This window comes from Halorubrum sp. SD612 (genome assembly GCF_002135005.1).
The window spans coordinates 1-13942 of record NZ_NEWI01000010.1 but is presented as its reverse complement, the minus strand read 5'-3'; the positions used below and the strand labels follow the sequence as shown (position 1 = coordinate 13942).

General features: G+C 68.2%; 12 protein-coding genes and 1 pseudogene. 9 read left to right on the top strand and 4 right to left on the bottom strand.

The window, feature by feature from the left end:
• Positions 1–94 precede the first annotated feature (94 nt).
• Both B9G38_RS02190 and B9G38_RS18695 read left to right on the top strand, forming a co-directional pair.
• The gene (locus B9G38_RS02190; RefSeq protein WP_086219335.1) at positions 95–1267 is read left to right on the top strand and encodes a bifunctional oligoribonuclease/PAP phosphatase NrnA; all 1173 of its coding nucleotides are present in this window, start codon (positions 95–97) and stop codon (positions 1265–1267) included.
• Between the two features lie 89 nt (positions 1268–1356).
• Positions 1357–1488: a hypothetical protein gene (locus B9G38_RS18695; RefSeq protein WP_254921855.1), complete on the top strand. Its 132-nt coding sequence runs from the start codon at positions 1357–1359 to the stop codon at positions 1486–1488.
• A gap of 72 nt (positions 1489–1560) precedes the next feature.
• On the opposite strand, the gene B9G38_RS02185 is transcribed toward B9G38_RS18695, so the two are convergent.
• Positions 1561–2775 (bottom strand): proteasome-activating nucleotidase, encoded by a 1215-nt coding sequence (locus B9G38_RS02185; RefSeq protein WP_049931723.1) that lies wholly within the window; start codon positions 2773–2775, stop codon positions 1561–1563.
• Between the two features lie 193 nt (positions 2776–2968).
• Here B9G38_RS02185 and B9G38_RS02180 point away from each other — a divergent pair, with 193 nt between their 5' ends.
• The 4 genes from B9G38_RS02180 to rad50 all read left to right on the top strand — a co-directional run bounded on the left by B9G38_RS02180 (position 2969) and on the right by rad50 (position 7735).
• On the top strand, positions 2969–3232 hold the full coding sequence (locus tag B9G38_RS02180; protein ID WP_049931722.1) for a helix-turn-helix domain-containing protein: 264 nt from the start codon (positions 2969–2971) through the stop codon (positions 3230–3232).
• An 86-nt stretch (positions 3233–3318) separates the two neighbouring features.
• Positions 3319–3735 (top strand): hypothetical protein, encoded by a 417-nt coding sequence (locus tag B9G38_RS02175; RefSeq protein WP_086219334.1) that lies wholly within the window; start codon positions 3319–3321, stop codon positions 3733–3735.
• Entirely contained in the window at positions 3732–5051 is a 1320-nt protein-coding gene (mre11, locus tag B9G38_RS02170; RefSeq protein ID WP_086219333.1) for a DNA double-strand break repair protein Mre11, read from the top strand. The genes B9G38_RS02175 and mre11 overlap by 4 nt, the downstream gene beginning before the upstream one ends.
• On the top strand, positions 5048–7735 hold the full coding sequence (gene rad50 / locus B9G38_RS02165) for a DNA double-strand break repair ATPase Rad50 (protein WP_086219332.1): 2688 nt from the start codon (positions 5048–5050) through the stop codon (positions 7733–7735). Before mre11 ends, rad50 begins: the two co-directional genes overlap by 4 nt.
• A gap of 381 nt (positions 7736–8116) precedes the next feature.
• Here rad50 and B9G38_RS02160 read toward each other — a convergent pair whose 3' ends face one another.
• The 3 genes from B9G38_RS02160 to B9G38_RS18140 form a co-directional block, all read right to left on the bottom strand.
• Positions 8117–8584, bottom strand: a complete 468-nt coding sequence (locus tag B9G38_RS02160) for a hypothetical protein (protein WP_086219331.1) — start codon at positions 8582–8584, stop codon at positions 8117–8119.
• A 25-nt stretch (positions 8585–8609) separates the two neighbouring features.
• Positions 8610–9032 carry a hypothetical protein gene (locus B9G38_RS02155; protein WP_086219330.1) on the bottom strand — a complete coding sequence of 141 codons (423 nt, stop codon included), beginning with the start codon at positions 9030–9032 and terminating at the stop codon, positions 8610–8612.
• Between the two features lie 97 nt (positions 9033–9129).
• Positions 9130–9303, bottom strand: coding sequence for a hypothetical protein (locus tag B9G38_RS18140; RefSeq protein ID WP_167373101.1), 174 nt, complete (start codon positions 9301–9303; stop codon positions 9130–9132).
• A 102-nt stretch (positions 9304–9405) separates the two neighbouring features.
• Here B9G38_RS18140 and B9G38_RS02150 point away from each other — a divergent pair, with 102 nt between their 5' ends.
• From B9G38_RS02150 to B9G38_RS02140, 3 genes and pseudogenes are all read left to right on the top strand, one after another.
• The gene (locus B9G38_RS02150; RefSeq protein ID WP_086219329.1) at positions 9406–12204 is read left to right on the top strand and encodes a DNA-directed DNA polymerase; all 2799 of its coding nucleotides are present in this window, start codon (positions 9406–9408) and stop codon (positions 12202–12204) included.
• 146 nt (positions 12205–12350) lie between these two features.
• Entirely contained in the window at positions 12351–13277 is a 927-nt protein-coding gene (locus tag B9G38_RS02145) for an ABC transporter ATP-binding protein (RefSeq protein WP_086219328.1), read from the top strand.
• A 52-nt stretch (positions 13278–13329) separates the two neighbouring features.
• Positions 13330–13942, top strand: a pseudogene (locus B9G38_RS02140) (Fe-S cluster assembly protein SufB); the annotation flags it as partial.

Sequence of the window (13942 nt, the reverse complement as noted above, 5' to 3'; positions counted from 1 at the left end):
GCCCATCGTCGTCCGACCGCGGTCGGTTCCGTCGGTTTCACTCCGTCAGAACGGTAACGAACCTTCATGTGTCGGGAGCGACTCGACACAACGCATGCGAGCGATGAGCGCGGTCGGCGACCGACTCTCGCAGGCGGAGGCAATGGTCCGGGAGAACCCGGAGATCGCCGTCGCCGGGGCGCTCATCGTCCTGATCGTCGTCGCCGTGGGGCTCGTCGTGCTCCGTGCCCGCCGGACGCCTGGGGTCAGGTTCCGCCGGCTGCTGGCCGACGAGGACGAGATAACGGTGTTGATGCACCCGAACCCGGACCCCGACGCGATGTCGGCCGCAGTCGGCGTGGCCTCGCTCGCCGATCAGGTGGACGTCGACGCAACCGTCCAGTACCCCGGTCAGATCCGTCATCAGGAGAACCGGGCGTTCCGGACGGTCCTCGACTTGGAACTGGAGCCGATCGAACACGTGAGCGACCTCGCGTCGGAATCGGTCGTCTTGGTCGACCACAACGAGCCGCGGGGGTTTGCCGGCGCCGACGGCGTGTTGCCGATGGCCGTCGTCGATCACCACCCCGGCGACGGCGCCGGTGGATCGTTCACCGACGTACGGACCGACTACGGCGCGAGCGCGTCGGTCGTCGCCGAGTACTTTCAGGACAACGGCGCGGTCCCCGTCCCGCCGGACAAACACGCGAGCGAGACCGGGAGCGACCTGACGCTGTCGACAGACACGGCGACCGGGCTGTTGTACGGGATCTTGGCCGACACGAAACACCTCACCGTCGGCGCCAGCGAGCCCGACTTCGCGGCAGCCGCGTACCTCTATCCGGGCGTCGATCAGGACCGGCTCGACCGGATCGCGAACCCGGCGGTCGACGCGGAGGTGCTAGAGGTGAAGGCCCGGGCGATCGCTGGCCGTCGCATCGAGGGGTCGTTCGCGGTCGCGGACGTCGGCGGCGTGAACAACGTGGACGCGATCCCGCAGGCCGCGGACGAACTCATCCAGCTGGAAGGAGTCAGCGCGGTCGTGGTGATCGGCGAGCGGGACAAGACCGTCCACCTCTCGGGACGCTCGCGGGACGACCGGGTCCACATGGGTAACGCGATAGCGGCCGTGCTGGACGACGTCGACAACGGGAACGGTGGGGGGCACTCCCGGATGGGCGGCGGCACGATCGAACCGGAGCTCGACCCCACCGGGGAGGAGCCGAAGACCGTCGACCGCGACGCCCTCGCCGACGGGCTGTTCCGGGCGATGGCCGGGGACGTGTGACCGCGATCGGCGCGGCGGGCCGGCGGGGCGAGGCGTCCACGCCGGACGTGAGCGTGCGGATTTAAGTTCCGGGCGGCGATCCCTCCGCTATGTACATCGCTGACGCGCTCGACGACGGGTGGCTCGCGCTCGCCGGCGTCGGCGCCGGCTACGGTATCGCGGTCGGACTGGTGTTCCTGCTGGTCTTCGTCGTCCCGTACCTAGCCGTCACGGCGCTGTAGCGAGGCGCTTTCGTCAACGCCCGAGGGGTGAAAACGGCGATCGGCGGGTCTCGATCTGTGGTCGTCCGGGTCTCAGGCGAACGCCAGCGAGTCGTCGGCGTTCGTCTCCTCGTCCTGCCGGAGCTTCTCGTGGGCCTCGAGGAAGTCGTCGAGCGTGACCTCCGTGCGGTCGTCGCGGATAGCGAACATCCCGGCCTCAGTACAGATCGCCTTGATGTCGGCGCCGGAGGCGTCCGGTGTCAGCTCGGCGAGTTCCGCGAAGTCGACCCCGTCGGCGAGGTTCATGTTGCGGGTGTGGATCTGGAAGATGATCTCGCGGCCCTCGGTCTCCGGCTTGGGAACCTCGATGAGCCGGTCGAAGCGGCCGGGACGGAGGATCGCGGGGTCGAGCATGTCGAAGCGGTTGGTGGCGGCGATGATGCGGACCTCGCCGCGCTCGTCGAAGCCGTCCATCTCGCTGAGTAGCTGCATCATCGTGCGCTGGACCTCGGCGTCGCCCGAAGTCTTCGAGTCCGTCCGCTTCGAGGCGATGGCGTCGATCTCGTCGATGAAGAGGACGGCGGGCTGGTTCTCGCGGGCGACCTCGAACAGGTCCCGGACCAGCTTCGCGCCCTCGCCGATGAACTTGTGTACCAGCTCGGAGCCGGCCATCTTGATGAACGTCGCGTCCGTCTCGTTGGCGACCGCCTTCGCGAGCATCGTCTTTCCGGTGCCAGGCGGGCCGTACAGCAGCACGCCGCTCGGGGGCGTGATGCCCACGTCCTCGAACATGTCGGGGTGTTCGAGGGGCATCTCGACCGTCTCGCGGACCTCCGTCATCTGGTCTTCGAGCCCGCCGATGTCGGCGTAGGTGACATCCGGGGAGTGTTCGACCTGCATCACGCGGGCGCGGACGTCAGTCTCCTTCTCCAGCTTCTTGACCACCGAAAGCGAGTTGTTGACCGCGACGCGGTCGTCGGGGTCGAGCTGCTCGCGCAGCTCGTCGGTGATCTCGGTGAGCGCCTCCTGGTTGTTCCCGTGCTGTTTGATCACGGCGCCGTCGGGCGTTATCTCTTGGACCGTCGCCACGAACAGCGGGGACTGCTTCAGCTTCTTGTTCTCGTGAGTGAGCCGCTCGAGCTTCTGCTGGTACTTGTTGTTCTCCGCGTTGGCGTCGAGGAGTTTGTCGCGCATCTCCTCGTTTTGCGACTCGAGGACGTCGAGCCGCTCCTGTAAGGAGTCGATCTTCTCTTGTTTCGACGCCGAGCCCTCGTAAGGCATGTCGACGTCGTCGACCGTATCGCTCATTGTGTTTATTAAAGGGTCTCGCGGATAAGAGGCTTCGGGTGGGGGCACGATGGCGGCCGTACCGCCGGCGAACCACCGAACGACGGCGGTCCGGGTCTACGCTGATTCGCAGGTTTGACGGGTAATAATTCTCTTTAGTAATCAAAATGGATAGTAAATATTATTATCCGGCATGCCAAGGATCGGTATACGAATGAGCACGACCGACGCCGTCACCGCCGACGACGGGACCGCGGACCGCTGGGCGGCCGTTCGCGACCTGCCGCCGAGCGCCAAGCTGGTCGCGAAGGTGTTAGACTACAACGACACGCTGACGCAGAGCGAACTGGCCGAGGAGACGCTGCTCCCGCCCCGGACGGTCCGGTACGCGCTGTCGCGGCTCGAGGAGGAGGACGTCGTCGACTCGCGGTTCTCCTTCACTGACGCCCGCAAGCGGCTGTACTCGCTGGGGATCTGAGCGCGGACCGCCCGATCCGCCGCCGACGCTGACGCCCGGACCGCCAGCGTGCGACGATTTATCGGCGATACCGCGGCAGTCGTCCCGTGGTCTCGACTACCGCCGTCAAGCGCGCGCTGGCCGCGCTCGCGACTCGAACCGACACCGCGAGACGTCCGTACGTCGCCGTGATCGACGAGGCGGACGCCGCGCGATCCGACCTCCGGCGCGCGGCCGGATTCGTCGACGCGATCGGGCTCGACGGGCTGGCGGAAGCGATTGACGCCGCGGACCGCGCGGACGACGACGCCGCCGTCGAGCGGGGGCGCGACGCGCTCGCCGCGTACCGGTCGTTCCGGCGGGCGGCAGCGGGCGACGCCCCCGGAAACGACCGCGAGGCGAACGCCGGGAGCGACGCCGACCGAGACAGCATCGGCGACCGAGCCGGCGGCGCCGAGCGCGATCACTTCCGCTCCGGCCCCGGAATCCCTAAGCCGGACACCGGCCAAGACGCGGACAGATGACACGGGTGATCCACACCGGCGACACCCACATCGGGTACTCGCAGTACCACTCGCCGGTCAGACGCCAGGACTTCCTCGACGCCTTCGAGGCCGTGGTCGACGACGCGGTCGACGGCGGCGTCGACGCGGTCGTCCACGCGGGCGACCTCTTCCACGACCGCCGGCCCGACCTCCAAGACCTGATGGGGACGATTTCCGTCCTCCGTCGGCTCGACGACGCCGGAATCCCCTTCCTCGCGGTCGTCGGTAACCACGAGTCGACGCGAGGCGGCCAGTGGCTCGATCTCTTCGAGCGGCTGGGGCTCGCCACCCGGCTCGGCGACGAGCCGGTCGTCGTGGGCGACACCGCCTTCTACGGCCTCGACCACGTCCCCGTCTCGCGGCGCGACGACCTCGACTACGCCTTCGCCGACCACGACGCCGACTACGCCGCCTTGGTCGCGCACGGTCTCTTCGAGCCGTTCGGCTACGCCGACTGGGACACCGAGACCGTGCTGACGGAGAGCGACGTCGCCTTCGACGCGATGCTCCTCGGCGACAACCACACCCCGGACACCGCCGAGGTCGCAGACACGTGGGTCACGTACCCCGGGTCGACGGAGCGCGCGAGCGCGAGCGAACGCGAGGGCCGCGGATACAACCTCGTCGTCTTCGACGCCGACACGGCGGGCGGCGACGACCGCGTGGAGATCCGGCGCCGCGCGCTCGATACGCGCCCGTTCGTCTTCGTCTCCGTCGAACTGCGCGAGGGCGAGGGCGAGTCGCAGGTCCGCGAGCGCGTGCGCGAGTTCGACCTCGCGGAGGCGGTCGTCCACGTGGAGATCACCGGGGAGGGTGACCCGGTGACGCCGGCTGCCGTCGAGGAGTTCGCGACCGACGAGGGCGCGCTCATCGCGCGCGTCGTCGACCGACGCGAGGTCGACGCCGACGGCGAGGTGGACGTGAGCTTCGCCGACCCGGAGGACGCGGTCCGCGACCGACTCGACGAGATGGCGCTCTCGACCGCCGCGCGCGACGTGGAGCGCACGGTCCGCGAGGACACCGTCTCCGACGCGAACGTCCGCGAGACGGTGAAACGCAGGGTCGAGGAGCGGGTGGACGGAGACGGTGATCTCGACGCGTTCGACGCCGTCGAGGCCGGCGGCGACGGAGCCGAATCGGACGCCGACGGAGACGAATGGGACGGCGGCGGAGCCGAACCGAACGGCGACGCGTCGGAGCCGACGGAGCCAAACACCGAGCCGGAGGCCGCGGAGCCCGAGGACTCCGACCCGGCGTCGACGGATGGCCAAGTCTCCATGGAGGACTACCTGTGAAGTTCGACCGCGTCCGCCTCGCGAACTTCAAGCCGTACGGCGACGCCGACCTGCGGCTGACCGAGGGCGTCACCGTGATCCACGGGCTCAACGGCAGCGGGAAGTCGTCGCTGCTTGAGGCCTGCTTCTTCGCGCTGTACGGGTCGAAGGCGCTCGACGGGACCCTCGGAGACGTCATCACGAACGGCGAGGAGAAGACGGAGGTCGAACTGTGGTTCACCCACGACGGCGTCTCCTACCGGGTCGAGCGGCGACTCAAATCGTACGACGGTCGGATCGACCACAAGTGTACGCTCGAGTCGACCGACGGGAGCGACGTGGCCCGCGACGGCGCGCGCGCCGTCCGCGAGTTCGTCACCGAACTGCTGCGCATGGACGCCGAGGCGTTCGTCAACTGCGCGTACGTCCGGCAGGGCGAGGTGAACAAGCTGATCAACGCGACCCCCCGGGAGCGGCAGGACACGATCGACGACCTCCTCCAGCTCGGGAAGCTGGAGGAGTACCGCGAGCGCGCCGGTGACGCCCGGCTCGGCGTCGAGGACGTGCTGGAGAACCGCCGCGGGCGGCTCGACCAGCTCGACGAGCAGATCGCCGCGAAGGAGGACCGCGACCTCCACGCGCGGCTCAACGAGCTTGAGGGCGAGCTCGGCGACGTCACCGACGACATCGACCGGTACGAGGCCCAGCGCGAGCAGGCGAAGGAGACGCGCGACGCGGCCGCGGAGACGCTGGAGACCCACGCGGAAAAGCGGGAGAAACTGGAGTCGGTGGAGGCCGAGATCGACGAGATCGAGACCGCGATCCGGGAGGCCGAGCGCGATCGCGACGACCACCGCGACGCGATCGGCGAGGCCCGCGAGCGGATCGCCGAGGTCGAGGCCGCGATCGACGACCGACTCGACGACGCCGGCCTCGACGCGCCGACCGAGGCGGCCGTCGCGAACCGGCGCGCGGAACTCGACGACCGTGAGGAATCGGTCCGCACGGACCTCGACGACGCGCGGGTGAACGCCGAGGGGCTGCGGAACCAAGCGACGAACCTCGCCGGGAAGGCCGACGACCGCACCGAGCGCGCGGAGGAGATCGAGTCCGAGGCCGACGACCTCGACGACGAGGCCGAGACGGCGGCGGAGGAGGCGGCGGAGCGCGAGTCGTCGATCGGGACGCTCCGCGAGGAGGCGGCGGAGCTCCGCGAACGGTTCGCGGCCGCCGACGTCGACCGCGACGGCGTCGCCGACGAGCGCGAGACGCTGCGCGACGAGCGGGGAGAAATCCGCGAGCGAATCGCCGAGCTGTCGGCGGAGCTGAAGAACGCCCGCGAGCGCGTCGAGGAGGCGGAGGCGCTGCTCGCGGCCGGGAAGTGCCCGGAGTGCGGCCAGTCGGTCGAGGACTCGCCGCACGCGAGCGGGATCGACGAGGATCGCGAGCGAGTGGCGGAGCTCGAATCCGAGCTGGAGGCCGCCCGCGAGCGCGAGGGCGACCTCGACGAGCAGGTCGCGGAGTTGGACGAGCTCGCGAGCGCGGCGGACAGACTCGACGAGATCGACGAGCGGATCGCGACCCTCGAAGAGCGCGCCGAGGAGAAGCGCGCGGCGGCGGAGCGGAAGCGCGAGCAGGCCGCGGAGAAACGCGAGCGCGCCGCCGAGCTCCGCGCTGAGGCCGAGGACACGCGTGAGGTCGCCGCGGAGAAGCGCGAGGAGGCGGAGGCCGCCGCGGCGCGCGTCGAGGAACTCGAAGCCGATCTGGAGGCGGTCGCGGACGCCCGTGAGGCGGTGACGGCGGTCGAGGAGCGCCTGTCGGCGATCGCGGACGCCGAAGACGAGATCGAGCGGCGCCGCGAGAAGCGCGAGAACCTGGCGGAGGTGAACGACGAGCGGCGCGACCGACTGGCGGACAAGCGCGAGCGGCGCGACGAGCTCGCCGACGCCGTCGACGAGTCCGCCGTCGAGACGGCGAAAGAGCGGAAGGAAGAGGCGGTGGAGTACCTCGAGAGGGTCGCCGGCGAGCTCGAGCGACTCGACGAGCGGAGAGAGGAGCTTCAGAACGCGATCGGCGGAGTGAAAGGCGACATCCGCGAGCTAGAGGGGCTCCGGGAGGAGCGCGAAGCGCTCGGCGATCGGGTGGACGCGCTCGAGACGCTCCACGAAGAGACGAGCGAGCTGGAGACGATGTACGGCGACCTGCGGGCGGAGCTCCGCCAGCGCAACGTCACCGAGCTGGAGCGCACGCTCAACGAGACGTTCGAGCTCGTCTACGGGAACGACGCCTACTCGCACATCGAGCTCGACGGCGAGTACGTCCTCACCGTCTACCAGAAGGACGGCGAGCCGCTCGACCCCGAGCAGCTCTCCGGCGGGGAGCGCGCCCTCTTCAACCTCTCGCTGCGCTGCGCGATCTACCGGCTGCTCTCGGAGGGGATCGAGGGCGCGGCGCCGACGCCGCCGCTCATCCTCGACGAGCCGACGGTGTTCCTCGACTCCGGGCACGTCTCGCGGCTCGTCCGGCTGGTCGAGGAGATGCGCGGGTTCGGCGTGCGCCAGATCGTCATCGTGAGCCACGACGACGAGCTGGTGGGCGCGGCCGACGAGCTGGTCACCGTCGAGAAGGACCCGCGCTCGAACCGCTCGACCGTCCGCCGGGAGGACGCGGCGGAGCTCGACGTCGCGTCGCTCGCGGACGACTGAGCGTCACCGCCGCTTCACCGGGTCTTTTTATAAATATCAGACGGCGGCAGGAACGGTAGAAGCCCGCGGCGACGCCGCCGCTGAGAGGGACGGCGGCGACGGCTCGCACCTCCACGTCGGCGCGTGCCTGCGAGCGGCCGCCACCGGCGGCCGCGAGGAGCACGCGCGAGGGAGTCGGGCGCTCCGAGGGCGACCGAAGGGAGCCCGAAGGACGCGCCCGACGAGGCTGGGGAGGCGTGAGGTGCCGTGCGGTCGCGGTCGGGTGGGGCTCAAAGGGGCAGCCTCGCGGCCGGGGCTTTGAGCTGTTCGCCGTCGATCTAGATCAACAATTTATAAGCGAACAGCCGCAGCCGGCCGCAGATCGCGGTTATATGTGAGATATCAGTCGCCGTCGCCCTCACCAACCTCGTCGCCCTCGTCCGCCGACCCGTCCCGCAACAGCCCCAGCGCCTCGGCCGCGACCGGGGTCGCCTCGTAGCCGCGTCGCCCCGCGACCTCGGCCTCGTCGACCAGTCCCGCCGCACGGAACTCCGTGAGCGTCCCGAGAAGGTCGGACTCGCACATGTCGGCCGCGTCGAGGAGGTCGATCGCGGCGATCGGTCCCTCGTCGGCGACCACGGCGAGCAGGCCGAGCGAGCGGTCGTCGCGGACCGCCCCGAGCGTCCGGCGGACCGGCTCCGGCACGCCCGAAGCGGCGGTCGCGAGCGGCGACTCGCCGTCGACGACGCTGAGCTCCTCGTTGTCGACGTACCGCTCCGCGCCGGTCGCGGGGTCGCGCACGCGACTCGACTCGGCGGATCGCTTCACGAGGAGGTACGTCTCGCCGTCGCCGTCGCGGACCGTCTGCATGGTCGAACCAGCGCCCCGTCGGACATTACGCTTCCGGGGGATCAGCGGTGGAGTCGGCATCAGTGTCATCGGCCTCTTCGAGGGGATCCGACTCCGACTCGTCGGCCTCGTCCTGCGAGCGCCGCCACGACCGGTACGTCTGGTACGTTCGGACCCCGGCGAGGAGACCGGCGACGAGCAGCGCCGGGCCGGCCCGCGACCACCCCTCGAAGAACCACACCATGGGGCCGAGCGCGACGAGGAGGACGGCGGCGTTGGCGTAGACGACGGCGACGACGAACGCGCGGAGGGTCCCCTGGTCGACGTCGCTCGCCCCCTCGAAGTCGCCGCCGTCGTCGAACGTCTTCACCGACGGGGCTTTGGGGATGTCGGGCGTCATCTCCCGCTCGGCGTCGGAGCTCTCGCCGACGGAGATCTCGCCCTCGTCGTCCTCGTCGAGGCTGAACACGCCCGCACCTACGCCGGGCCGGGGCAAAGGGGTTCCGTCCGGGCGACGCCGCGGCTACGGGAGGAGACGGACGGAGCGCGCGGGGTCGGCGGGCCGGTCAGAGCGCGTCGGCGAGCCGCACCGTTCGGCTCGCTTCGACCCAGGCGAGGGGGTTCGTCGCGTCGAAAAGCACCACGTTCCCGTCGTCCTCGTACACCTCCACCTCGGCGTCGACCGCGTCGGAGTCGGCCGGGCGAGCCGCCTGGGGTCCGGAACGTGGGTCCGAAGACATGGGCCGTGGTAAGAAGTCACACAATATATGCCTTTCCGTGGCGGGATACCTCGCCGCACCCGAAAGCCGTGTTTTTTAGCCGGGTGACGCCGAAGGACGGATATGACTCAGTCGGGGCTGTCGGACTTCTCGTCGGCCGGGGACGCGGACGGCGAGGCCGACGGCGACACGGACACCGAACGGGAGGAGCTGGCCGCGCAGGAGGCGGCCGTCGTCGCCGGGGGCGGACGGGGCCACGTGAACGACGTGGTCGACGTGGACGAGGCGAAGTTCCCGGAGTCGACGGGGACCGTCGAACTGATGATCACCCAGATCGACTACGCCGTCGAGGGGTACGGCAGCGACGAGTACCCGGTCGTCCATGTGTTCGGCCGGCGACCGGCGGAACACGTCGAGGACGCCGACCACGACGTGGTCGAACACCTCCGCGTGCTGGGCGTCGAGCCGTACTTCTACGTCCCGACGGCCGACCTCGACCGCGACCCCGTCGATGAGTACGACGTGGTGATCGGGACGCGCGAGGCGGGCCCCGACGGCGAGCCCTACGAGAGCATCCGCGGCGAGCCGCTCACCCGGATCGTCACCCGGACCCCGCGCGACGTGGGGAACATCCGCAACGACTTCGCGACCAGCTTCGAGGCGGACATCCTCTTCCCGAACCGCTTCCTGATCGACAACGGGATCAACGGCGGCATCCGCGTCGAGGAGCGGCGCCTCGACGACGGGGAAGAGACGATTCAGGTCCACGAGGGGCACCTCGAACCGGCCGAGGTCGACGCCGACCTGCGCGTGAACACCTTCGATATCGAGGTGGACGACCGCCGCGGCTTCCCCGAGGACGGCGAGGAGCCGATCATCTGTCTCACCAGCCACGACTCCTACGAGGACGAGTACGTCGTCTGGCTGTACGACGCGCCGGAGGCCGAGGTTCCCCCGCCGGAAGACCTCCCGGAGTACGAGGGGATCGTCGGCGACGGCGCGGAGGTCGACTTCAGGGTCCGCACGTTCGACGAGGAGGCCGCGATGCTCGACGCGTTCGTCGAGTACATCGACGACACCGACCCGGACCTCCTGACCGGGTGGAACTTCGAGGACTTCGACGCGCCGTACGTCCTCGACCGGCTGGAGGTGCTCGACGACGGGAGCGAGTACGACCTCGACGTCGACCGGCTCTCCCGGATCGGCGAGGTGTGGCGCTCCGGCTGGGGCGGCCCGGACGTGAAGGGGCGGGTCGTCTTCGACCTGCTGTACGCCTACAAACGCACGATGTTCACCGAGCTGGAGTCGTACCGCCTCGACGCGGTCGGCGAGCGCGAGCTCGGCGTCGGTAAGGAGCGCTACACGGGCGACATCGGCGACCTCTGGGAGCAGGACCCCGAGCGCTTACTGGAGTACAGCATCCGCGACGTGGAGCTGTGCGTGGAGATCGACCGCAAGCAGGACGTGATCGCGTTCTGGGACGAGGTGCGCACCTTCGTCGGCTGTAAGATCGAGGACGCGCCGACGCCGGGCGACACCGTCGACATGTACGTCCTCCACAAGGCGTTCGGGAAGTTCGCGCTCCCGACGAAGGGCCAACAGGAGTCGGAGGAGTTCGAGGGCGGGGCCGTCTTCGACCCGATCACGGGCGTCAAGGAGATGGTGACGGTCCAGGACCTGAAGAGCCTCTACCCGATGTGTATGGTGACGATCAACGCCGGCCCGGAGACGAAGGTTGACCCCGACGAGTACGGCGGCGAGACGTACGTCGCGCCCAACGGGACCCACTTCCGGAAGGAGCCGGACGGGATCATGCGCGAGATGGTCGACGAGCTGCTCTCCGAGCGCGAGGAGAAAAAGGCGCTCCGGAACGACCACGACCCGGGCACCGAGCCGTACGAGCAGTACGACCGGCAGCAGGGAGCTGTCAAGGTTATTATGAACTCGTTATATGGGGTTACGGGATGGGATCGGTTCCGCCTCTACGACAAAGAGGGCGCGGCAGCCGTTACTGCGACCGGTCGCGAGGTCATCGACTTCACGGAGGAGGCGGCAGAAGAGCTTAATTATCAGGTAGCTTATGGTGACACCGACTCGGTTATGTTGTCTCTTTCTGATATGTCTGAGCGGGAGGCGATCGAGACCTCCTTCGAGATAGAGGATCACATCAACGAGCGCTACGACGACTTCGCGCGCGACGAGCTCAACGCCGACGAGCACCGCTTCGAGATCGAGTTCGAGAAGCTCTACCGGCGCTTCTTCCAGGCGGGCAAGAAGAAGCGGTACGCGGGCCACATCGTCTGGAAGGAGGGGAAAGAGGTCGACGACATCGACATCACCGGCTTCGAGTACAAGCGCTCGGACATCGCCGGGATCACGAAGGAGGTCCAACAGAACGTCATCGAGACGATCGTCACCGGCGACGACATCGACGAGGACATGGAGGAGGTGAAGTCGTACCTCGAAGGCGTCATCGCGCGGGTGCTCGACGGCGACGTGGACCTCGACGAGATCGGGATCCCCGGCGGGATCGGCAAGCAGCTCGACGCCTACGACACGCCGACCGCGCAGGTCCGCGGCGCGAAGTACGCCAACCGCATGCTCGGGACGAACTTCGGGAGCGGGTCGAAGCCGAAGCGGCTGTACATCGAGAAGGTCCACCCGGACTTCTGGACGCGAATGGAGGAGGAGGAAGGGCTCGACCCCCAGCGCGACCCCCTGTACGGGGAGTTCAAGCGCGACCCGGACGTGATCTGCTTCGAGTACGCCGATCAGGTGCCCGAGGAGTTCGAGGTCGACTGGGAGAAGATGCTGGACAAGACGCTCAAGGGGCCGATAGAGCGCGTGATCGAGGCGCTCGGGATGTCGTGGGAGGAGGTGAAGACGGGGCAAGAACAGACCGGACTCGGCTCGTTCATGTGACTGCCGACGAGCGCGAACGCACTCTCTGGAAAGCAGTTTTCGATTGCTAGAAAATTTCTTGGTCGATATGCGATTTTTGACGGGGAGATGCGTAACCATTAACCCCCTCAACCCCCACTATCGATGTACGAGGCACGAGAATACATATGGCTACTCTCGAAATCAACGATCTTCACGCACGAGTGGCGGAAGAGGGCGGCGAACGCATCCTTCTCGGCGTCGATCTGACCGTCGAGTCGGGCGACATCCACGCGCTGATGGGACCGAACGGCTCGGGGAAGTCGACGCTCGCGAAAGTGATCGCCGGCCACCCCGCCTACGAGGTCACCGGCGGTGAGATTCTGCTCCACCTCGACGAGGCCGACGTCACCGACGTGGACGTCGACCTCGACGACGAGGACTATCACTGGGAGCTCCTAGAGCTGGAGCCGAACGAGCGCGCCGCGCTCGGCATCTTCCTCGGCTTCCAGTACCCCGCGGAGATCGAGGGCGTCACGATGACGAACTTCCTCCGACAGGCGCTCAACGCGAAGGCGGACGAGCGCGAGGAGCTGTTCGAAGACGAGGAGGAGGAGGCCGCCGAGGCCGAGGCCGAGGACGACGACGAGGGGTACGAGACCTCCCCGATGGAGGGCCCCGCCGACGACGGCGAGATCGGCGTCGCCGAGTTCCAGGAGATTCTCTCCGAGAAGATGGAGCTCCTCGACATGGACGAGAAGTTCATGCAGCGCTACCTCAACGCCGGGTTCTCCGGCGGCGAGAAGAAGCAGAACGAGGTCCTCCAGGCCGCGATGCTGGAGCCGAGCGTCGCCGTGCTCGACGAGATCGACTCGGGGCTCGACATCGACCGCCTGAAAGACGTCTCGAAGGGGATCAACGCGCTCCGCGACGAGCAGGGCACGGGCGTCCTCCAGATCACGCACTACCAGCGCATCCTCGACTACGTCGAGCCCGACCACGTCCACGTCATGCTCGACGGGGAAGTCGTCAAGAGCGGCGGCGCGGAGCTCGCCGAGAAGCTCGAGGACGAGGGGTACGACTGGGTCCGCGAAGACGCCTACGAGGCGGCGTAACCGAATGTGGGCACGCGACACACGTAAACACGGGAATCAGTAACAATACACTATGAGTTCACAACAGGACGACCTCAAGGAGACAGACACCGAGGCTCGCTTCGAGTTCAAGAAGGAGGAGAAGTCCGCCTTCCAGACCGAGAAGGGTCTCACCGAGGAGACGGTCCGCGTCATCTCGGAGGACAAGGACGAACCGGAGTGGATGCTGGAGCGACGCCTGCGCGCGCTCGAGCAGTTCCAGGAGATGCCGATGCCGACCGACTGGCCCGGCCAGCCGGACCTCTCCGAGATCGACATCGACGAGATCGTACCGTACATCCGCCCGGACATCGAGGCCCGCGGCGGCGCCGAGAGCTGGGAAGACCTCCCCGAGGAGATCCAGGACACGTTCGACAAGCTGGGTATCCCGGAGGCGGAGAAGAACGCGCTCTCGGGCGTCGGCGCGCAGTACGAGTCCGAGATCGTCTACCAGAACATGCAGGAGCGGTGGGAGGAGAAGGGCGTCATCTTCTGTGACATGGACAAGGCCGTCCAGGAGCACGAAGAACTCGTCCGCGAGCACTTCATGACGAAGTGCGTCCCCCCGAGCGACAACAAGTTCGCGGCGCTTCACGGCGCCATCTGGTCGGGCGGCTCGTTCGTCTACATCCCCGAAAACACCACCG

Coding starts and splice junctions, on each gene's coding strand:
- mre11 (WP_086219333.1), top strand. CDS start 3,732: ATGACACGGGTGATCCACACCGGCGACACCCACATCGGGTACTCGCAG.
- B9G38_RS02160 (WP_086219331.1), bottom strand. CDS start 8,584: ATGCAGACGGTCCGCGACGGCGACGGCGAGACGTACCTCCTCGTGAAG.
- B9G38_RS02150 (WP_086219329.1), top strand. CDS start 9,406: ATGACTCAGTCGGGGCTGTCGGACTTCTCGTCGGCCGGGGACGCGGAC.
- B9G38_RS18140 (WP_167373101.1), bottom strand. CDS start 9,303: ATGTCTTCGGACCCACGTTCCGGACCCCAGGCGGCTCGCCCGGCCGAC.
- B9G38_RS02190 (WP_086219335.1), top strand. CDS start 95: ATGCGAGCGATGAGCGCGGTCGGCGACCGACTCTCGCAGGCGGAGGCA.
- B9G38_RS02145 (WP_086219328.1), top strand. CDS start 12,351: ATGGCTACTCTCGAAATCAACGATCTTCACGCACGAGTGGCGGAAGAG.
- B9G38_RS02185 (WP_049931723.1), bottom strand. CDS start 2,775: ATGAGCGATACGGTCGACGACGTCGACATGCCTTACGAGGGCTCGGCG.
- B9G38_RS18695 (WP_254921855.1), top strand. CDS start 1,357: ATGTACATCGCTGACGCGCTCGACGACGGGTGGCTCGCGCTCGCCGGC.
- B9G38_RS02180 (WP_049931722.1), top strand. CDS start 2,969: ATGAGCACGACCGACGCCGTCACCGCCGACGACGGGACCGCGGACCGC.